We start from the raw sequence: 19,500 nt of genomic DNA on the forward strand, positions 1-19,500 counted from the left end.
TCCTACGGTGAGGGGCTTGGTGCGTGTACGTTCGAGAAGCGCCCGAGTGGGCACCTGAGACGGGGCGTACGCGGAGACGGCGTACGGAGAAGACCGACAGACAGGGCGTACCGGGAGACGGTGCGCACCGGGGGCGGATGTTCGCGCCCCCAGGGGGAAGAGGACGATTCATGTCGCGACTGCCAGCCTGGCTGGGCTCGGTCGGCGGCGGCCTCACGCGGATGGGCGAACGCCTTGGTGAGCGCCGTGCCGAGGCCGAACGCCGAGCCGAACAAGACGAGTTGACCAGCCCGAGTGCCGCCGGAGCGAGCGCCGCGGCCGCACCGGTGAAGCCGCCGAAACCCGATCCGGTGGCCGCCGTCCCCTGGGGTGTGCGGGTCGCGGCCGAGGCGAGCTGGCGGCTCCTGGTGCTCGCGGGCACCGTCTGGGTGCTGATGCGGATCATCAGCGCGATCCAGCTCGTCGTCCTGGCCTTCGTGGCGGCCCTGCTGATCACCGCGCTGCTCCAGCCCACCGTCGCCCGGCTCACCCGGCTCGGCCTGCCGCGCGGCCTGGCCACCACCCTCACCGCCGTGCTCGGCTTCGTCATCATGGGCCTGGTCGGCTGGTTCGTGGTCTGGCAGGTGATGGAGAACCTCGACAACCTCTCGGCCCAGATCCAGGACGGCATCGACGAGTTGAGGCGCTGGCTGCTCAACAGCCCCTTCCACGTCACCGAGGACCAGATCAACGACATCGCCAAGAGCCTGCGCGAGGCGGTCGGCGCCAACACCGAGGAGATCACCTCCGCGGGCCTCGAAGGCGTCACCGTCATCATGGAGACCCTCACCGGGATGCTCCTCGCGATGTTCTCCACGCTCTTCCTGCTCTACGACGGCCCGCGCATCTGGCAGTGGACGCTCAAGCTGGTCCCCGCCGCCGCCCGCCCGGGCATCGCGGGCGCAGGACCGCGCGCCTGGCAGACGCTCACCGCCTATGTCCGCGGCACGGTGATAGTCGCCTTCATCGACGCCCTCTTCATCGGCCTCGGTATCTACTTCCTCGGCGTGCCGATGGCGGTGCCGCTGGCCGTCTTCATCTTCCTGTTCTCCTTCATCCCGCTGGTCGGCGCGGTCGCCTCGGGCGCGCTCGCGGTGGTCGTCGCGCTGGTCACCCAGGGCGTGTTCACCGGCGTGATGACGCTCGTGGTGGTGCTCGCCGTCCAGCAGATCGAGGGCCACATCCTGCAGCCCTTCATCCTCGGCCGCGCGGTACGGGTCCACCCCCTCGCGGTGATCCTCTCGGTCGCCGCGGGCGGCATGATCGCCGGCATCGGCGGCGCCGTCGTCGCCGTCCCCCTCGTCGCGGTCACCAACACGGTCGTCGGCTACCTGCGCTCGTACGGCCACGAATCCGCCCCGCACACACCGGGCCCGCACGGCGCCACGGCACTCGAAGTCGCCCCGGTCGGCGCCCCGGTGGACACGGCCCCGGCGGACCGGCTCACGGACCCGGGGGCCAACCCGCCGCCCGGTACCGCTCCGGGCGCGGCGACGCCGGGTCCCGCGGACACTCCCGCCGACCCGGCCACCGGGAAGCCTCCGCCGGGGAGCGAGCCCGGCTGAGACACGACAGAGGCGGGGCGGGCGCCACGGGCTGACTTGAGCCCTGGCACCCGCCCCGCTTCCGTGTGCGGGTCAGGCCTCCGTCTCGCCCGCGAAGATCTCCTCGGCTGTGGTGGCGACGAGGCTGCGGTCGAACCAGGTGTCGAGGAGGTCCAGGTCCTGGCAGGTGGTGAGGTGTTGGCGGTGGGCGTCGGTGAGGGCGATGCCTCGGGCGTCGAGGACCTTGAGTACGTCCTCGGCCTTGGCGCTCGCTCGGCCTTCCTGCCGGCCTTCTTGTCGGCCCTCGTCCCGGATCTCGTTGGCGATGGGGGAGCGGAAGAAGGAGAGGTGAGTCACTGCTCGCGGGGCCTTTCCGCCGACTCCGGCGTGACCGTTCGCTCGGTGGATGACTCGGCGAAGCCGCCGCCCGCGAAGATCTCCTCGGCTGTGGTGGCGACGAGGCTGCGGTCGAACCAGGTGTCGAGGAGGTCCAGGTCCTGGCAGGTGGTGAGGTGTTGGCGGTGGGCGTCGGTGAGGGCGATGCCTCGGGCGTCGAGGACCTTGAGTACGTCCTCGGCCTTGGCGCTCGCTCGGCCTTCCTGCCGGCCTTCTTGTCGGCCTTCTTGTCGGCCCTCGTCCCGGATCTCGTTGGCGATGGGGGAGCGGAAGAAGGAGAGATCGACAGCCATCAGGGTCCTCCAGGTGTTCAGGGCCGGGCTGTTGGTCAGGCCCAGTGAGACCAGTTCGACGAAAGTGCCGGCGGTGGTTTCGTCCACCGTCTTCAGGGCTCCTGCCAAGGCCTTCAGTATGGCATCGGCGCCCTTGTCGTAGGCGTGCGTGATCGCGGAGAGCGCGGCCAGCGGGATGTCCTCGGCCGCGGTCGAGGGGTCGGTGATGACGGGAGTGTTGTCGGGGCCGACGACCAGGGGGCGCAGTTGCAGCGTCGCCCACTGCGGCGGCCCGATCCGGAAGGGGCCCGCGGCCCACCGCGCGGTGCTCCGGTCCTGGCACACCACCAGGAGCAGGGGCGGCACCTTGTACTTCGCGTAGAGGTGGGAGGTGTAGTAGGCCCAGCTCGACGGCTTGGCGGGGTCGCGCTTGCTCTGGGCCTCCACGAGCAGCAGGCGGCTGTCGCCGTCCGCGCCGTCGAAGCGCAGCAGGGTGTCGACTCTGCGTTCCAGGGGCTGGATCTCGGTGAGATCGGTCGGCAGATAGGACACCTCTACGGGGTGGGCGAAGGGGACGCCGAATTTCTCGAATGTCCGGGCGAAGATCCCCGGATCCTCCTGGAAGATCCGGTGCATCGCCTCATGGGAGGAACTGACCATGGTCAGGACGCTACGGAGCGTGAGGCGGGAAGATCGCCCAGTTCGGTGGATATTAGCTCGAACGGGTTAATGCTTGAAGGTTTAACACCTGGTCGGGGGCTTGATCGGCGGACTCCGTGCTTCCGCGAGGGCGCCTCGCGTGACGCAGGTCTCTGGACTGCGAAGTGACCGGCGGGTAGCCTGATATGAGCAAGCGCTTAGACACCTCCTCGTGCAGCGACCTCGTCTCCCCTCCGGGTGTACGGGGATCCCGTCGCGAGGGTGAGCGCCCACCGCAGGGCCGTCCGGGAATCGGGGCCCGCCGAGCCGAAGCCAGAGTTCAGGGAGGCCGTTCGTGCGCCGTACCGTTTTCCAAGAGGACCACGAGGCGTTCCGGGAGACCATCCGGGCCTTCATCGAGGCCGAGGTCGTCCCGGTCTACGACGAGTGGTACGCCGCGGGTCAGGCGCCGCGCGACTTCTACTACAAGCTCGGTGAGCTGGGCATCTTCGGCATCGAGGTGCCGGAGGAGTACGGCGGCGCGGGCGAGGAGTCCTTCAAGTACCAGGCCGTGATCTACGAGGAGTGCGCCCGCGCGGGCGTCTCCTTCGGCGGCTCCGGGGTGCATGTCGCGCTCTGCCTGCCCTACCTCAAGGCGTACGCCACCGAGGAGCAGAAGAAGCGCTGGCTGCCGGACTTCGTCTCCGGGCAGACCATGTACGCCATCGCCATGACCGAGCCCGGCACCGGCTCCGACCTCGCGGGCATGAAGACCACCGCCAAGCTCTCCGAGGACGGCAGCCACTACGTCCTCAACGGCGCCAAGACCTTCATCACCGGCGGAGTGCACGCCGACCGCGTCATCGTCTGCGCCCGCACCGCCGCGCCCACCGCCGAGGACCGCCGCCACGGCATCTCGCTGCTCGTGGTGGACACCAAGTCCGAGGGGTACGCGGTCGGCCGCAAGCTGGACAAGCTGGGCCTGAAGACCTCCGACACCGCCGAACTCTCCTTCACCGACGTCAAGGTCCCGGTCGAGGACCTGCTCGGCGAGGAGCACAAGGGCTTCTCCTACCTCGGCCAGAACCTGCCGCAGGAGCGCCTCGGCATCGCCTTCGGCGCCTACTCCCAGGCCGCCGCCGCGGTCCGCTTCGCGCAGCAGTACGTCGAGGACCGCACCGTCTTCGGCAAGACCGTGGCCTCCTTCCAGAACACCAAGTTCGAGCTGGCCGGCTGCCAGGCCGAGGTGGACGCTGCCCAGGCCGTCGCGGACCGCGCCCTGGAGGCCCTGGACGCCGGTGAGCTGAGCCCCGCCGAGGCCGCGAGCGCCAAGCTGTTCTGCACCGAGGTCGCCCACCGGGTGATCGACAAGTGCCTTCAGCTGCACGGCGGTTACGGCTATATGAACGAGTACCCGATCGCCCGCCTCTACGCGGACAACCGGGTCAACCGCATCTACGGTGGCACCAGCGAGGTCATGAAGATGATCATCGCGAAGAACATGGGCCTGTGACCGGCAGCCCGCACCGCATGTGCCGGTGACCGGCAGGCCGTACGACATGCGCCGGTGACCCGGCAGGTCACCGGCGACGGAAACGAAGGCTGACAGGCTCCGCTCATGCACCAGGCACTCCAGTCCCTCCTCGATCTGCTCGACCTCGAACGGATCGAGGAGGACATGTTCCGCGGGCAGTCGCGTTCCGCCTTCGTCCCGCGCGTCTTCGGCGGCCAGGTCGCCGCACAGGCCCTGGTCGCCGCCGGGCGCACCGTCCCCGCGGACCGGCACGCGCACTCGCTGCACTCGTACTTCCTGCGCACCGGCGACCCCGGGGCGCCGATCGTCTACGCCGTCGACCGCATCCGCGACGGCCGCTCCTTCACCACCCGCCGGGTCGTCGCCGTCCAGCACGGCAAGCCGATCTTCCACCTCTCCGCCTCCTTCCAGACGTACGAGGAGGGCATGGAGCACCAGGCGCCGATGCCCGAGGCGCCGGACCCGGAGACGCTGCCCACCGCCGAGGAGGCGCTGCCCCGCTACCGGGAGGTCTTCACCGAACCGCGGGTCGTCGAGTCCATGCTGGCCACCCGCGCCTCGGTGGACCTGCGCTATGTGGACGAGCCGCCGTGGGGCAGCGTCGGCACCCCGCGCGAGCCGCGGTCGCAGGTCTGGTTCCGCACCCGGGGCAAGCTGGACGGGCCGGTGGACGACCCGCTGCTCCACGTCTGCCTCGCCACCTATGTCTCCGACATGACCCTGCTCGACTCGGTGCTGCTCGCGCACGGGCGCGGCGGCTGGGCCGTCGGCGACGTGGTCGGCGCCTCCCTCGACCACGCGATGTGGTTCCACCGCCCCTTCCGCGCCGACGAGTGGCTGCTCTACGACCAGGAGTCCCCCTCGGCTTCCGGCGGGCGCGGCCTCGGCCAGGCCCGTATCTACACCCAGGACGGCAGGCTGGCGATCTCGGTGATCCAGGAGGGCGTGGTCCGCGTGCCCCGCTGAACGGGGGCCGCCCCGCGGCTTACCGTCCGGTGCATGACGGGCGACCAGGGGCAGGACCAGGGACCGGAAAAGGAACGGCGGCAGGGGCAGCGGGAGCGCCGGGAGCAGCAGTCGGGCGAGAGCACCTTCACCGTGCTCGTCGCCGCGGCCGCCAACTTCGGTATCGCCGCGGCCAAAGCGGTCGCGGGCCTGCTCAGCGGCTCCAGCGCGATGCTCTCCGAGGCCGCGCACTCGGTCGCCGACACCGTCACCGAGCTGATGCTGCTCACCGCCCTCAAGCGCAGCGAGCGCGCCCCCGACGAGGACCACCCCCTCGGCTACGGCCCCGAGCGCTATGTCTGGGCGCTCCTCGCCTCGGTCGCCACCTTCGTCGGCGGCGGCGTCTTCGCCCTCTACGACGGCGTCCACACCCTCACCCACATCGAGGAGCCGGGCAGCCCGCTGGTCTCGTACCTGGTGCTCGCGATCGCCGCCGTACTGGAGGGCTTCTCGCTGCGGACCGGGCTCAAGCAGGTGCGCGCGGAGGCCTCCCGGTACGGGGTGCGCACCCGGCACTATCTGCGCCGGACCACCGACACCACGGTCAAGGCGGTGGTCCTGGAGGACTCGGCGGCCCTCGCGGGTCTGGCGACGGCCGCGCTCGGGCTGCTGCTCGACCAGCTCACCGGCTCCGGCGTCTGGGACGGCATCGCCTCGCTCGGCATCGGCCTCCTCCTCGTCTACGTGGCCTGGGTGCTCGGCCGCTCCAACGCCGACCTGCTCATCGGGCGCCCGCTGCCGCCCCGCACCCGCGCGGCCATCCGCGAGGAGCTGCTCGCCGGGCGCCATGTGCAGGACGTACTCGAGGTGATCACCCTGGTGCAGGGGCCCGGCGACGCCCTGGTGGCTGCCAAGGTCGACTTCCGCGACGCGTCCACCGCGGCCGAGGTCGAGCGGTCCTGCGAGGAGGCCGAACGGCGGCTCAAGGAGCGCTTCCCCGCGGTGAGCCGGGTCTATCTGGACCCGACGCCGGGCGGGGCGGCCCGGGGCGTACCGGGGACGGGGTCGCAGGGGGAGCGTTAGGGGTGGGGCGGTGTCGCCAAGTGCCCCTAGCCTTCGGCCAGTTGCCGTATCGGCCAGTTGCCGTACCGGCCCGGGGCCGCGGTCGTCAGGGGGAGCACATGGGGGAGTCCGTGGAGGAGACGAGGGCGCCGCTGTCCTCGGGTACCGCGGGCGGTGCCGGGTCGCTACCGCCCTCCGGCGCCGCGGGCGGTGCCGAGGCCCCGCCGGATTCCGCCGCGGGCGGCGCCGGGGTCGCCGACACCGCGCGGGGCTACGCCCCGGCCGTCGACGGGCTCCGGGCCCTCGCCGCGCTGCTCGTGGTCACCATGCACGTCGGCATCTTCACCGGGCAGGTGCCCGGCCTCGGGGAGGAGGGGCCGCTCGGGCCCGTGCTGAGCGGCTTCGCGGTCGCCGTCCCGATCTTCTTCGTCATCTCCGGGCTGCTGCTCTACCGCCCCTGGGCCGAGGCCGCCCTGGACGGCCGCCGGGCGCCGCACACCGGGCGCTACTACTGGCATCGGCTGCTGCGCGTCGTCCCGGCCTACTGGCTCGCCGCCCTCACGGCGCTGCTGCTCTTCGAGCGCGAACGCCTCGACGAGGCGGGCCGCACCACCCGGATCCTGCTGCTCCAGGTCATCTACGAGCGGGACTCGCTGACCATGAGCCTCTCGCAGACCTGGAGCCTGGCCACCGAGGTCTCCTACTACGCGCTGCTCCCGCTGCTCGCCCTCGCCCTGCACCGGCTGCTCGCGCGGGGCAGGACGGGCGCGGCCCTCGCCCTGCTCGGCGCGCTCGTCCTGCTGAGCGTGGTGTGGGTGGCGGTCCTCTACCGGGACCCGCCGGTGCAGGAACCCGTCGCCCGCCTCTGGCTGCCCGCCTACGCGGGCTACTTCGCCGCCGGAATGGCCCTCGCCCTGCTCGCCGCCCGCACCGCGCGCGCCACCCGGCCGCTGCGCGTGGCCGAGCTGGTCCGGCGGTATCCGTGGGCCTGCTGGCTGCTCGCCCTGGCCGCGCAGGTGGTGGTCTCCACCCCGCTCGCCGGAGACGTGGCCGCGATCCCCTCCTCCCGCGAGGTCGTGGTGGAGCACCTCTGCCACCTGCTGACCGCGGCCGCCCTCGCCGCCCCGCTGCTCCTGGCCGACGGCAGCACACCCGCCCGCCTCCTCGGATCCCCGCTCCCGGCCTGGCTCGGCCGGATCTCGTACGGGGTCTTCCTCTGGCACATGGTGGTGATCGTCGGCTGGCTGGAGTGGACGGACAAGCAGCTCGGCACCCTGGACATCGGCGACTTCGCGGTCCTCTACCCGCTCACCCTGGCCGTCTCGGTCATCCTCGGGTGGTTGTCGTACGCGCTGGTCGAGCGTCCGCTGCGGCGGCTGCGGTAGCGGGTTCCGGCGTGGCTTCCGGAGCCGGAGTCGCGGCCGGAACCGGGGCGGGGGCCGGTGCCGCGTCCGCGGGGCGCCAGCCGGGCGGGCCGAAGACGTAGCCGAGCTTGTCCCGCAGGCGCCGGGCCCGGCGGACGTCGGCGATCATGCTGCCGTACTCGTGGTACTGGAGCCGGATGACGTTGTACGTGCCCACCGGTGTCGTCAACCCGTAGGTGGGGCGGTGCAGTTCCTCCTGGAAGGTGCCGAAGAGGCGGTCCCAGACGATGAGGATGCCGCCGTAGTTCTTGTCCAGGTACTCGGGGTCGCTGCCGTGGTGGACGCGGTGGTGCGAAGGGGTGTTGAGGACGAACTCGACGGGGCGGGGCAGCTTGCCGACCGCCTCGGTGTGGGTGAAGAACTGGTAGATCAGGTTGAGCGCGAAGGCCACGTAGATGGTCCACGGGGCGAAGCCCATCAGCGGCAGCGGCACCCAGAAGAGGGCCTCGGTCCAGGGGTTCCACTTCTGCCGGAGCGCGGTCCCGAGGTTGAAGTACTCGCTGGAGTGGTGCGCCTGGTGCCCGGCCCAGCCGAAGCGCACCCGGTGCGAGAAGCGGTGGTTGGCGTACCAGGCGAGGTCCACCACCAGGAGCAGCAGCGGCCAGTGCCACCAGGCGCCGGTCGGGATGTGCCAGGGCACCAGCGACCAGAGGAAGGCGTAGAGGACCAGGGTGACCGCCTTGAACAGGGCCATCACCACCAGCGCCCCCGAGCCCATGCTGAGGCTGCTCAGCGAGTCCTTGCCCAGGTAGCCCTTGAGCCCTTCGTCGTCGAGCCTGGCCAGGGCCGCCACCTCGATCCCGATGAAGAGCAGGAAGAAGGGGATGGCGTAGAGCACCGGGTTGTTGATCTGTTCCCACACCTCGGCGGGCATGGCGCCTCCTTGAATTGACTTCTAAGTAAGTTACTCAAAAGTCAATTCATGCTGTCAAGAGTCGATCCGGCCCGGAACCCACCACAGGACCCACCACAGGACCCACAACGGGACCCAGTCCGGAACCCAGTCCAGAACCCCCCGGGACCCCCGGTGATTAGATGGGCCGATGGGTGAAGTGGGGACCAAGGGCGTACCGCGGGCCGAGCGCGAGCGGCAGATCCTGGACGTGGCGACGGACGCCTTCGGGCGCAAGGGCTACGCCGCGGTGTCGATCGCCTCGGTCGCGGCCGAGGCGGGCATCTCCAAACCGCTGGTCTACGGGTACTTCGGGACCAAGGACGGCCTGTTCGCCGCCTGTGTGCGCCGGGCCGGCGGGCAGCTCGCGGAGGCCATCGAGGAGGTGCTCGCCCGGCCCGGCGATACCGCGGCCAAGGTGGAGCAGACCCTGCGGGCCGTCTTCACCGTGCTCGAACCCCGGCCCTACGTCTGGAACACCGTCTTCGACCGGACCCTCCCGCCGGAGGGCGAGGCGGCCGAGGCCGCCCTGGCGGTCCGCGCCCGCATCGCCGACCAGGCCGAGCGCGGGGTCGCCGCAGCCCTCGCCGCGGCGGGCTCCGCCGATCCGCTGGACCGGGCGGCCCTCACCGAGGTCTGGGTCAGCGCGGTGACCGCCCTGGTCAACTGGTGGCTGCGACACCCGGAGCAGTCGGCCGAGCAGATGGTCCGCCGCAGCCGCCTCCTCATGAGGACGCTCTCGACGGGGAGTTGAGGGCTCGCGCCTCGGATGCGCGGGTGGCCGAGGGGAGTTGGGAGCGCGCGGAGGAACGTGCGCTTCTCAGCGGGGAGTTGAGGGCTCCCCGGATCCGCGGCCGACCGCCGGGGATCCAGTGGCTGACGGAGACTCAGTGACTGCCGGAGATTCGGGGACTGGCGGAGATTCGGAGACCATGGAGTATGCACTCCGATGGCTCGTACCGCTCCGGATCCGATGGCTGGCACCTGACCGCAGACGTCGGTGAATTCCTCGGCCACGCCGGGGAGTTCCTGCGCTCGCGCCCCGCGCTGCACACCACCCCGCTGTCGGTCACCGAGAAACTGCGCGTCCTCGGAACGGCGGCGTACGGCGGCCGGACCCCCGTCCTCGGGTGGCTGGAGCGGGCGGGCGAGGTCCGCGCCGCCTTCCACCGCTTCCTGCCCGCCGGTCTGAGCGTCACCTCGCTCACCCCCGAGCAGGCCGAGGAGCTCGCCGCCCACCTGCTCGCCCTCGGCCATACGCTGCCCTCCGTCACCGCGGACGAGCCCACCGCGCTCGCCTTCGCCGAGGCCTGGCGGCGGCACACCGGCGCCCTTTCGACGGTCCGCGTCCGGCTCCGGCTGCACCGCCTGGGCACGCTCACCCCGCCCGAGCCCTTCCCGGCGGGCCGGGGCCGCCTCGCGGGCGCGGCGGAGCAGCACCAACTCATGGGCTGGTGCCGTGAGTTCGCGGCGGATGTCGAGGAGGACGTGGTGATCGACGCCGCCTCCTGGGCCGGCACCCGCTTCGCCGAGAAGCAGTACACCTTCTGGGAGACCCCGGACGGCACGCCGGTCTCCATGGCGGGCGTGAACCCGATCGTCGGCGGCCAGGCCCGGATCGACCCCGTCTACACCCCGGCCCACCTGCGCGGTCGCGGTTACGCCGCCGCCGTGACGAGCGAGGTCAGCCGCGCCGCACTCGCCGCGGGCGCCACCGAGGTCGTGCTCTACACGAACGCCGCCAACCCCACCAGCAACGCCCTCTACCGGCGCCTCGGCTACCGCCCGCTCACCGACGTCCTGGTGTACGACTTCGCGTACCCGGAAGAGACGTAGGGCCGGAAGAGACGTAGGAGAAGAGAAGAGACGTAGGGGAAGAGACACGGGAGAGGTTACCGGCGGCGGGGCGAAGGCCCCGTCGCTGCCGTACCCCGTCGTTTCCGGCTCCGGGCGGCCGCTCAGCCCAGCCCGGCCGCGTTCAGCAGGTAGGCCGTCATCGGGTCGTAGTACCGGGGGCTGCGCACATGGTCGTCGAGGGGGATGACGACCTGGAGGGTGCCCTCGGACTCGCCGAGGAAGAGGGCCGGGTCGTTGCAGTCCGCGTAGCCGACGGCGTCGATGCCGCGCTGGCCCGCCCGGCCCGCCCAGCCGTGGTCGGCGATCACCAGGTCCGGGGGCGCGCTGCCCTCGCGGGCGAGTCCGTCGAGGATGGCGTTCATCGGCTCGGGGGAGTGGGTGTGCCAGAGGGTCGCGCCGCGCTCCAGCATGGCGACGTCGGCGAACTGGAAGACCATGCCCTCGTCCGCCATCAGCCCCTCCGGGATCACCACGATGTCGCAGCCCGCGGCGCGCAGCGCCTGCGCGGTGGCCCGGTGCACATCGAGCAGCCCGCCCGGGTGGCCGGTGGCGAAGAGCACCCGCTGCCGGCTCGCGGCGGCCTTGTGCAGCCGGGCCGCGAATCTCTCCAGGGCGTCGACGGTCAGCTCCGGGTCGATGGTGTCCTGCCCGTGCCGGTGCTCCGGGTCGTCGTCGACCCCGCAGCGCTCGGCCATCACGGCGAGCACGTCCTGCTCGTCCCGCCAGCGGTCGCCCAGTTCCAGGCCGAGCCAGTAGTGCCGGTCGCCGTTCGCGAGTTTGCGGTAGTGGGAGAGGTTGTTCTCGCGGGGGGTCGCCACCTCGCCCGCGATGCGGGTCCGGACGAGGTGGGCGACGAGATCGGCGCGGCTGGGAGTCCCGGGTATCGGCATGCCCCCCATTGTGCCGCCGTCCGCTCAGCGGACGCGGGCCGTCCGCCCTGCTGGGACACGGGTCACGGAGCGGGGGTGGGCCGGGCCGCGCTCCGGTGAGCCCCGGGCCGCCCGCCGGGGCGCCTTCCGCGCGGGGGCGTGCGGGTCGCCCGGACGGGTCGTACGCGCCCCGGCGCGAGCGCCGTCCGGTGGGGCGGGCAGCCGGGCCCGCACGCTCCCCTCGGGTCCCGATCGGCCGGAAACGTACACTTCAGCGCCGTGGTCCGGCCCCCGGCGGGGCCCCGGTATCGTGCAGAAACGCAAGGAAGCGTACGAAAGAAGGCCTGTCAGATGAGCAGCAGCGAGACCAGCCCGGCCCCCGGCGAGCGCGGCACCCCGGACGGACCCACCGGCCCCGCCACCCCTGCCGCGCACGCCGCCCAGGTCGCCGTCGGTCCCGTTGACTCCTCCCGCGTGCCGCGCTTCGCGGGCCCGGCGACCTTCGCCCGGCTGCCGCGCCTCGACGAGGTGGGCCGGGCCGATGTCGCCGTGGTCGGGGTGCCCTTCGACTCCGGGGTCTCCTACCGGCCCGGCGCCCGCTTCGGCGGCAACGCCATCCGGGAGGCCTCGCGGCTGCTGCGCCCGTACAACCCGGCGCAGGACGCCTCGCCCTTCGCGCTCGCCCAGGTCGCGGACGCCGGGGACCTCGCGGCCAACCCCTTCCGCATCGAGGAGGCCGTGGACACCGTCGAGGCCGCCGCGGACGAACTGCTCTCCACCGGCGCCCGCCTGATGACCCTGGGCGGCGACCACACCATCGCGCTGCCGCTGCTGCGCTCGGTCGCCAAGAAGCACGGCCCGGTCGCCCTGCTCCACTTCGACGCCCATCTGGACACCTGGGACACCTACTTCGGCGCGGAGTACACCCACGGCACCCCGTTCCGGCGGGCCGTGGAGGAGGGCATCCTCGACACCGAGGCGCTCTCCCACGTGGGCACCCGCGGTCCGCTGTACGGCAAGAAGGACCTCGACGACGACGCCAAGATGGGCTTCGGCATCGTGACCTCCGCCGATGTGATGCGCCGCGGCGTGGACGAGATCACCGACCAGCTGCGGCAGCGCATCGGCGACCGCCCCCTGTACATCTCCATCGACATCGACGTCCTGGACCCCGCGCACGCGCCCGGCACCGGCACCCCCGAGGCGGGCGGCCTGACCTCCCGCGAACTCCTGGAGATCCTGCGCGGCCTCGCCTCCTGCCGCCTGGTCTCCGCCGACGTGGTGGAGGTCGCCCCCGCCTACGACCACGCCGAGATCACCTCGGTCGCCGCCTCGCACACGGCGTACGAGCTGACGACGATCATGGCGCGGCAGATCGGGGCCTCGCGCTGAGCGGTGCGGCACCGGGCCCGCCCGGACGGGACACTCCGCCCCCGCGCGCCGTCGCCCGGGCAGGGCCCCGCCCCGTACGCAAGTCGATCTTCGCCCCGCGGGCGGCGAACCCTCCGCCGGGAGGAGAGCCCGCTCACATCGGCGCGCCGCCCGAGGCCTCCTGACGGGCCCCGGGCGGCGTCCTCGCTCCCGCTGAGAGGTGCACTACAGCACCGGATGCCCCTTTTCGCCCACACTGGCAGCCGTCGTACGGCGAGTGGATCCCGGAACTCCCGGCGCCGGTGCAGTGGGCACCGGAACGCCCTCGCCCCGGTCACAGGAGCAAGGGAGTTCCGATGCCTCGTCCGCTGTCCCGGTGCGCCCGCACCCTCGCGGGCACCGTCGCCGCCGGAGTGCTGCTGCCGCTGACCGCCCTGGCCGCCGCCCCCGCCTCGGCCGCCGAGCCGAAGCGGGCGCCGGGGACCGTCTCCGAGCGCCCGGCGGACAGGCCCGGCAAGGACGCCGCCGCCCAGGTGCGCTGCGCCTCCGGTGACGCCGCGCTCGCCGCGAAGCTGGAGCGCGACCTCGGCACGGCCCTGCGCGAGCGGGCGGGCACCGTCGCCCTCGGCCTGCACGACCGCTCCACCGGCACCTCCTGCACGCTCCGCGCGGCCGAGGCCTTCGACTCGGCCAGCATCGTCAAGGTCACCGTCTTCGCGGCCCTGCTCTGGGACGCCGAGCGCGAGGGCCGGGCGCTGACGAAGACCGAGGAGGCGCGCGCCGAGGCCTCGATCACCCGGTCGGACAACAAGGCCACCTCCGCGCTGTGGAAGCAGCTCGGCCCGAAGAAGGTGCGGGCCTTCCTGGCGGCGGCCGGGATGCACGACACGGTGCCGGGCCCGGACCGCTTCTGGGGCCTGACCCAGGTCACCGCCGGGGACGAGCAGCGCCTCCTCGACCTGGTCACCCGCGAGAACGGCGTCCTCGGCGCGGACTCCCGCGCCCGGCTGCTCGCCGAGATGGCCGCCGTCGTCCCCGACCAGCGCTGGGGCACCCCCTCCGGCGCCCCCGCGACCGAACTGGCCCACCTCAAGAACGGCTGGCTGAAACGGGACCGGGACGGCTGGCGGGTGCACAGCCTCGGCGCCTTCCAGGGCGCGGGCCGCGACTACACGATGACCGTGCTCACCCGGGGCAACAAGACCTTCGCCTACGGAGTCGACACCGTCGAACGCCTCGCCCGCGCCGCCCACCGGGACCTCGGCAACCACACGGCACCGGCCAGGGCGCTGCCCGTGCTGCGGGGCGTGCAGCCGCCGCCCCTGCTGGCGGCCTGAGGTTCAGCCGCCGAGGGCCGCGGTCAGCGGGGCGTAGCGCGCCCGCTCCTCGGGGCCGAGCCGCCCGAACCGCTCCTGGACCGCGGCGCCGAACTGCCGCCGCACCCGCTCCCGCAGCTCCTCGCCGGTCTCGGTGAGGACGACGCGGCTGATCCTGCGGTCCCTGGTGTCCGGTTCGCGGGCCAGTACGCCCCGCTTCTCCAGCCGGTTGACCAGGCCGGTGATGTTCGTCTTGTCGCAGCCCAGCGAGGCGGCCAGCTCGCCGAAGGAGGGGCGGCCGGTCAGCATGCAGAGGAGCTGGATCTGCTGGCTCGTCAGCCCGAAGTCGCGGGCGACCTCGGCGTAGAGGGAGGAGGTCTCGCGGTGCAGTGCGGCCACGGCTGCGGCGAGGTCCCGGGGCTCCATGGGCTCAGCTTAGCCTTGCGATTGGTTGAGATGCTCGACTAATTTAGTCGAGCATCTCAACTAATCTGCCCGGGCCCCGACTGGCGGCCGGGCGCGAGCGGAGCGAGTGGGACCTATGGGAACAGCAACGCTGGACGGCCGGGTCGCCCTGGTCACCGGAGCCTCGCGGGGCATCGGACGCGGCATCGCCGAGCGGCTCGCCGCCGACGGCGCCCGGGTGGTGGTCAACTACCGCTCCGACGCCCGGGCCGCCGCCGAGGTGGTCTCCCGTATCGAGGAGTCCGGCGGCCGGGCCGCGGCGGTACGCGCCGATGTGTCCCGACCGGCCGAGGTGCGGCGCCTGTTCACGGCGGCGGAGGAGGCCTACGGCGGAGTCGACATCCTGGTCGGCAACGCGGGCCTGGCCCGGTTCGCCCCCCTCGCCGAGGCGAGCGACGAGGACTTCGAGCTGCTCTTCACGGTGAACGCGCGCGCCACCTTCCTGCTGCTGCGCGAGTCCGCCCGGCGCCTGCGCGACGGCGGCCGCTTCGTGCTCATCTCCACCGGCGCGACGCGTACGGTGCGGCCCGCGAGCGGGGTCTACGCGGCGAGCAAGGCGGCCGCCGAGCAACTGGTGGGCACGGCGGCCAAGGAGCTCGGGCCGCGCGGGATCACCGTCAACAGCGTGCTGCCCGGCGCCACCCGTACCGAGGCCATGGTCGCGGGCGCCGACCCGGACACCCTGGCGGCGGCGCGGCGGGGCACCCCGCTCGGCCGCCTCGGCGAGCCCGCGGACATCGCCGCGGTCGTCGCCTTCCTGGCCTCGCCGGACGGCGGCTGGATCACCGGCCAGGCCCTCGGCGCCGGGGGCGGCCTCTTCTGACCGCCGCCCGCCCCGGGCCGGGGCCACCCGCGGCCCCGGGGCGGGGTTTTGTTGCGGCGGGATGAAATCCCAGCCCCGGGGCGTTGCAGCCTTCCGGCAGAGCAGTGGTGACGGGAGGCGGACGGGTGGCAGGGGACAGCGGGCCGGCGGGCGCGGCGGGGGAGCAGGGCTGGGCGCGGCGGCTCTTCGGGTACGCGTGGCGGCATCCGAAGGACGTGGTGCTCTCGCTCGGTGCCTCGCTGGCCGGGATGGGGGTGATGGCCCTGGTGCCGTTGCTCACCAAGGTCATCATCGACGATGTGATCGGCGACAAGAGCCGGTCGATGGCCGTCTGGGCGGGGCTGCTGCTCGCCGCGGCCGCCGTCGTCTACGTCCTCGCCTATCTGCGCCGCTACTACGGCGGACGGCTCGCCCTCGACGTGCAGCACGACCTGCGTACCGAGATGTACGACGCGATCACCCGCCTCGACGGGCGGCGGCAGGACGAGCTGTCCACCGGGCAGGTCGTCGGCCGCGGCACCAGCGACCTCCAGCTGATCCAGGGCCTGCTCTTCATGCTGCCGATGACCATCGGCAACGTCCTGCTCTTCGTCATCTCGCTGATCGTGATGGCCTGGCTCTCGCTGCCGCTGACCGCGGTGGCGCTCGCGGTGGCACCCGCGGTCTGGTTCATCGCCGGGCGCAGCCGCGCCCGGCTGCACCCCGCCACCTGGTACGCGCAGGCGCAGGCCGCCGCGGTCGCCGGGGTGGTCGACGGCGCGGTCTCCGGGGTCCGGGTGGTCAAGGGCTTCGGGCAGGAGGAGCAGGAGACCGGGAAGCTGCGGGAGGTGGGGCGGCGGCTGTTCGCCGGGCGGCTGCGCACCGTACGCCTCAACGCCCGCTACACCCCGGCCCTCCAGGCGGTGCCCGCGCTCGGGCAGGTTGCGATGCTGGCGCTCGGCGGCTGGCTCGCGGTGCGCGGGCAGATCACGCTCGGCACCTTCGTCGCCTTCTCCAGCTATCTGGCGCAACTGGTCGGCCCGGTGCGGATGCTGGCCGTGGTCCTCACCGTCGGCCAGCAGGCCAGGGCCGGGGTGGAGCGGGTGCTCGAACTCATCGACACCGAGCCCTCGCTCACGGGCGGCCCCAAGGAACTGCCCGCCGACGCCCCCGCCACCGTCGAGTTCGACGACGTCTCCTTCGCCTACGCCACCGGTGAGGGCACCGACGCCAAGGCGGCCCGCCCCGTCCTGCGCGGCCTCAGCTTCGAGATCCGCGCCGGGGAGACGCTCGCCGTGGTCGGCGCCTCCGGCAGCGGCAAGTCCACGCTCTCGCTGCTGCTGCCCCGCTTCTACGACGTGAGCCACGGCGCGGTGCTGATCGGCGGCCACGATGTGCGCGAGCTGAGCCTCGGCTCGCTGCGCGCGGCGATCGGCCTGGTGCCCGAGGACAGCTTCCTCTTCTCCGACACCGTGCGCGCCAACATCGCCTACGGCCTGCCCGGCGCCACCTCGGAGCAGATCGAGGCGGCGGCGCGGCTCGCCCAGGCGGACCGTTTCATCAGGGAGCTGCCCGAGGGCTACGAGACCACCGTCGGCGAGCACGGGCTCACCCTCTCCGGCGGCCAGCGCCAGCGGGTGGCCCTCGCCCGCGCCCTGCTGACCGACCCCCGCCTCCTCGTCCTGGACGACGCCACCTCCGCGGTGGACGCCCGGGTCGAGCACGAGATCCACGAGGCGCTGCGCTCGGTGATGGCAGGGCGCACCACCCTGCTGATCGCGCACCGCCGCTCCACCCTGAACCTCGCCGACCGGATCGCGGTCCTGGACGGCGGACGCCTCGCCGACCTCGGCACCCACGAGGAACTGACCGCCCGCTCCGCCCTCTACCGCAGGCTCCTGACCGACCCCGAGGAGCTCGGCGCCGCCTCCCCCGGCCACCACGGGCACGCCCGCGAGACGGATCCCGAGGTGTGCGAGTGCCCCTCCTACTCCGGCGGCCGCGGCACCGTACGCGAGGAGCTGGACGCGGAGTTCGACGCCGAGCGGGGGGTGACCCCGGCGCTGTGGAGCGGGGACCGCGAGGTGCGCGACACCGCGCTCGGCGGGATGCCCTCCACCCCCGAACTCCTCTCCCAGGTGGAGAAGTTGCCGCCCGCCACCGACACCCCGGAGGTCGACGAGATCCGCGCGGTGCGGCCGGAGGACTCCTACGGGCTGCGCAGGCTGCTGCACGGCTTCGGGCGCCCGCTGCTCTTCGCGCTGCTGCTCGTCGCCGTGGACGCGGGCATGGGCCTGCTGCTCCCGGTGCTGATCCGGCACGGCATCGACGAGGGCGTCAACGCCCTTGCCCTCGGGGCGGTATGGACGGCCTCCGCCTTCGGCCTGCTCGCGGTCGGCACCCAGTGGGCGGCCCAGACCGGCGAGACCCGGGTGACCGGACGTACCGGCGAACGGGTCCTCTACGCGCTGCGGCTGAAGATCTTCGCGCAGCTCCAGCGGCTCGGACTCGACTACTACGAACGCGAGTTGAGCGGCCGGATCATGACCCGGATGACCACCGACGTGGACGCCCTGTCCACCTTCCTGCAGACCGGTCTGGTCACCGCCTTCGTCTCCCTGGTCACCTTCTTCGGCATCATGGTCACCCTGGTGGTCATCGATGTGCAGCTCGCCTTCGTGGTCTTCGCGACGCTGCCGCCGCTGATCCTGTGCACGTACTTCTTCCGCAAGAAGAGCGTGGCCGCCTACGAGTTGGCCCGTGAGCGCGTCTCGGTGGTCAACTCCGAGCTCCAGGAGTCGGTCGCCGGTCTGCGCATCGTGCAGGCCTTCGGGCGGGAGGCCGACGGGCGGGAGAAGTTCGCCGCGCACAGCCGCTCCTATCGCGAGGCCCGGGTCCGCGGCCAGTGGCTGATCTCGGTGTACTTCCCCTTCGTCCAGCTGCTCTCGGCGGCCGCGGCGGTGGCGGTCATCATCGTCGGAGCGGGCCGGATCGACGAACAGACCCTGACCACCGGGGCGTTGGTGGCCTACCTGCTCTACATCGACCTGTTCTTCGCCCCCGTCCAGCAGCTCTCACAGGTCTTCGACGGCTACCAGCAGGCCAGCGTCTCGCTGCGCCGCATCCAGGAGCTGCTGCGCGAACCGGCCTCCACCGGCGAGGCCGCCCAGGCGCAGGAAGTGCTCTCGCTGCGCGGTGAACTCGCCTTCGAGAACGTGGACTTCGCCTACTCCGGGGAGGAAGAGGCGCTCAGCGGCGTCGACTTGCGCATTCCCGCAGGGCAGACGGTCGCCTTCGTCGGCGAGACCGGCGCGGGCAAGTCCACCCTGGTGAAGCTGGTCGCACGGTTCTACGACCCCACCGGCGGGCGCCTCACCGTCGACGGCGCCGACCTGCGCAGCCTGGACCGCACCTCCTACCGGCACCGCCTCGGCGTCGTCCCGCAGGAGTCGTACCTCTTCCCCGGGACCGTGCGCGACGCGATCGCCTACGGGCGGCCGGAGGCGAGTGACGCCGAGGTGGAGGCGGCGGCCCGGGCGGTCGGGGCGCACGAGATGATCGCCACCCTCGACGGCGGCTATCTGCACGAGGTCAGCGAACGCGGCCGCAACCTCTCCGCCGGTCAGCGCCAGCTCATCGCGCTGGCCAGGGCGGAACTGGTCGATCCCGACATCCTGCTCCTCGACGAGGCGACCGCCGCCCTGGACCTGGCGACCGAGGCCCTGGTGAATCAGGCCACAGAGCGGCTGACCGGCAGGCGCACCACGCTGGTCGTCGCACACCGGCTGAGCACCGCGGCCCGCGCCGACCGGGTCGTGGTGATGGACCGCGGCCGGGTCGCCGAGGACGGCACACACGACCAACTCCTCGCCCAGGGCGGCCGATACGCGGAGCTGTGGCGCACCTTCATCGGCGAACCGGTGGAGGTCGAGGCGGCCGGCTGAACCGCGCCGGGGGCTCCTTCGGGCGGCCCCCGCACGATGGTTCCCGGCCGTGGCCGGGAACCGCGGTCTGCCGTACGGCGTCCGTACACCAGTACGCTGTGGCGCAAGCGGCGGGGAGGGGATCCAGAA

16 protein-coding genes are annotated in these 19,500 nt (G+C 72.5%); 11 read left to right on the top strand and 5 right to left on the bottom strand.

Features of this window, described 5'->3' with window-relative positions; all coding sequences use genetic code 11:
- Nucleotides 1-170 precede the first annotated feature (170 nt).
- Nucleotides 171-1,604 (top strand): AI-2E family transporter, encoded by a 1,434-nt coding sequence (locus MID12_RS21980; RefSeq protein ID WP_040253276.1) that lies wholly within the window; start codon nt 171-173, stop codon nt 1,602-1,604.
- Between the two features lie 72 nt (nt 1,605-1,676).
- Here MID12_RS21980 and MID12_RS21985 read toward each other — a convergent pair whose 3' ends face one another.
- The gene (locus tag MID12_RS21985) at nt 1,677-1,940 is read right to left on the bottom strand and encodes a hypothetical protein (protein ID WP_263170148.1); all 264 of its coding nucleotides are present in this window, start codon (nt 1,938-1,940) and stop codon (nt 1,677-1,679) included.
- The gene (locus MID12_RS21990) at nt 1,937-2,911 is read right to left on the bottom strand and encodes a hypothetical protein (protein WP_263170151.1); all 975 of its coding nucleotides are present in this window, start codon (nt 2,909-2,911) and stop codon (nt 1,937-1,939) included. The genes MID12_RS21985 and MID12_RS21990 overlap by 4 nt, the downstream gene beginning before the upstream one ends.
- A gap of 334 nt (nt 2,912-3,245) precedes the next feature.
- Between MID12_RS21990 and MID12_RS21995 the strand changes: the two genes are divergently transcribed.
- From MID12_RS21995 to MID12_RS22010, 4 genes are all read left to right on the top strand, one after another.
- Nucleotides 3,246-4,403, top strand: coding sequence for an acyl-CoA dehydrogenase family protein (locus MID12_RS21995; RefSeq protein WP_040253281.1), 1,158 nt, complete (start codon nt 3,246-3,248; stop codon nt 4,401-4,403).
- Between the two features lie 105 nt (nt 4,404-4,508).
- Entirely contained in the window at nt 4,509-5,390 is an 882-nt protein-coding gene (gene tesB / locus MID12_RS22000) for an acyl-CoA thioesterase II (RefSeq protein ID WP_263170155.1), read from the top strand.
- 33 nt (nt 5,391-5,423) lie between these two features.
- On the top strand, nt 5,424-6,452 hold the full coding sequence (locus MID12_RS22005; protein ID WP_263170157.1) for a cation diffusion facilitator family transporter: 1,029 nt from the start codon (nt 5,424-5,426) through the stop codon (nt 6,450-6,452).
- A 98-nt stretch (nt 6,453-6,550) separates the two neighbouring features.
- Nucleotides 6,551-7,816 (top strand): acyltransferase family protein, encoded by a 1,266-nt coding sequence (locus MID12_RS22010; protein ID WP_263170159.1) that lies wholly within the window; start codon nt 6,551-6,553, stop codon nt 7,814-7,816.
- On the opposite strand, the gene MID12_RS22015 is transcribed toward MID12_RS22010, so the two are convergent.
- Nucleotides 7,758-8,729, bottom strand: a complete 972-nt coding sequence (locus MID12_RS22015; protein ID WP_263170162.1) for a sterol desaturase family protein — start codon at nt 8,727-8,729, stop codon at nt 7,758-7,760. The two genes, MID12_RS22010 and MID12_RS22015, sit on opposite strands and share 59 nt — an antisense overlap.
- A gap of 169 nt (nt 8,730-8,898) precedes the next feature.
- Between MID12_RS22015 and MID12_RS22020 the strand changes: the two genes are divergently transcribed.
- Both MID12_RS22020 and MID12_RS22025 read left to right on the top strand, forming a co-directional pair.
- On the top strand, nt 8,899-9,501 hold the full coding sequence (locus MID12_RS22020; protein WP_263170164.1) for a TetR/AcrR family transcriptional regulator: 603 nt from the start codon (nt 8,899-8,901) through the stop codon (nt 9,499-9,501).
- A gap of 185 nt (nt 9,502-9,686) precedes the next feature.
- On the top strand, nt 9,687-10,583 hold the full coding sequence (locus MID12_RS22025; RefSeq protein ID WP_263170166.1) for a GNAT family N-acetyltransferase: 897 nt from the start codon (nt 9,687-9,689) through the stop codon (nt 10,581-10,583).
- A gap of 122 nt (nt 10,584-10,705) precedes the next feature.
- Here the strand turns inward: MID12_RS22025 and MID12_RS22030 are convergent, their stop codons facing one another.
- Nucleotides 10,706-11,494: a phosphatase gene (locus tag MID12_RS22030; protein WP_040258062.1), complete on the bottom strand. Its 789-nt coding sequence runs from the start codon at nt 11,492-11,494 to the stop codon at nt 10,706-10,708.
- 330 nt (nt 11,495-11,824) lie between these two features.
- Here MID12_RS22030 and speB point away from each other — a divergent pair, with 330 nt between their 5' ends.
- On the top strand, nt 11,825-12,865 hold the full coding sequence (gene speB, locus MID12_RS22035) for an agmatinase (protein WP_263170171.1): 1,041 nt from the start codon (nt 11,825-11,827) through the stop codon (nt 12,863-12,865).
- Nucleotides 12,866-13,200: 335 nt separating this feature from the next.
- Nucleotides 13,201-14,181 (top strand): serine hydrolase, encoded by a 981-nt coding sequence (locus tag MID12_RS22040; protein WP_052482534.1) that lies wholly within the window; start codon nt 13,201-13,203, stop codon nt 14,179-14,181.
- 3 nt (nt 14,182-14,184) lie between these two features.
- Here the strand turns inward: MID12_RS22040 and MID12_RS22045 are convergent, their stop codons facing one another.
- The gene (locus tag MID12_RS22045) at nt 14,185-14,586 is read right to left on the bottom strand and encodes a MarR family winged helix-turn-helix transcriptional regulator (RefSeq protein WP_263170177.1); all 402 of its coding nucleotides are present in this window, start codon (nt 14,584-14,586) and stop codon (nt 14,185-14,187) included.
- 115 nt (nt 14,587-14,701) lie between these two features.
- Between MID12_RS22045 and MID12_RS22050 the strand changes: the two genes are divergently transcribed.
- Complete coding sequence (locus MID12_RS22050) at nt 14,702-15,448, top strand: SDR family oxidoreductase (protein WP_040253297.1); 747 nt, start codon at nt 14,702-14,704, stop codon at nt 15,446-15,448.
- 125 nt (nt 15,449-15,573) lie between these two features.
- Nucleotides 15,574-19,371, top strand: a complete 3,798-nt coding sequence (locus MID12_RS22055; protein ID WP_263170180.1) for an ABC transporter ATP-binding protein — start codon at nt 15,574-15,576, stop codon at nt 19,369-19,371.
- Nucleotides 19,372-19,500 lie beyond the last annotated feature (129 nt).

The organism is Streptomyces sp. SCSIO ZS0520 (assembly GCF_025643355.1).
In the GTDB taxonomy this organism is placed as follows: Bacteria; Actinomycetota; Actinomycetes; order Streptomycetales; family Streptomycetaceae; genus Streptomyces; species Streptomyces physcomitrii.

Excerpts from the sequence above, each read along its gene's own strand:
- MID12_RS21980 (WP_040253276.1), top strand. The coding sequence starts at position 171 with ATGTCGCGACTGCCAGCCTGGCTGGGCTCGGTCGGCGGCGGCCTCACG.
- MID12_RS21990 (WP_263170151.1), bottom strand. The coding sequence starts at position 2,911 with ATGGTCAGTTCCTCCCATGAGGCGATGCACCGGATCTTCCAGGAGGAT.
- tesB (WP_263170155.1), top strand. The coding sequence starts at position 4,509 with ATGCACCAGGCACTCCAGTCCCTCCTCGATCTGCTCGACCTCGAACGG.
- MID12_RS22005 (WP_263170157.1), top strand. The coding sequence starts at position 5,424 with ATGACGGGCGACCAGGGGCAGGACCAGGGACCGGAAAAGGAACGGCGG.
- MID12_RS22010 (WP_263170159.1), top strand. The coding sequence starts at position 6,551 with ATGGGGGAGTCCGTGGAGGAGACGAGGGCGCCGCTGTCCTCGGGTACC.
- MID12_RS22015 (WP_263170162.1), bottom strand. The coding sequence starts at position 8,729 with ATGCCCGCCGAGGTGTGGGAACAGATCAACAACCCGGTGCTCTACGCC.
- MID12_RS22020 (WP_263170164.1), top strand. The coding sequence starts at position 8,899 with ATGGGTGAAGTGGGGACCAAGGGCGTACCGCGGGCCGAGCGCGAGCGG.
- MID12_RS22025 (WP_263170166.1), top strand. The coding sequence starts at position 9,687 with ATGCACTCCGATGGCTCGTACCGCTCCGGATCCGATGGCTGGCACCTG.
- MID12_RS22030 (WP_040258062.1), bottom strand. The coding sequence starts at position 11,494 with ATGCCGATACCCGGGACTCCCAGCCGCGCCGATCTCGTCGCCCACCTC.
- speB (WP_263170171.1), top strand. The coding sequence starts at position 11,825 with ATGAGCAGCAGCGAGACCAGCCCGGCCCCCGGCGAGCGCGGCACCCCG.
- MID12_RS22040 (WP_052482534.1), top strand. The coding sequence starts at position 13,201 with ATGCCTCGTCCGCTGTCCCGGTGCGCCCGCACCCTCGCGGGCACCGTC.
- MID12_RS22045 (WP_263170177.1), bottom strand. The coding sequence starts at position 14,586 with ATGGAGCCCCGGGACCTCGCCGCAGCCGTGGCCGCACTGCACCGCGAG.
- MID12_RS22050 (WP_040253297.1), top strand. The coding sequence starts at position 14,702 with ATGGGAACAGCAACGCTGGACGGCCGGGTCGCCCTGGTCACCGGAGCC.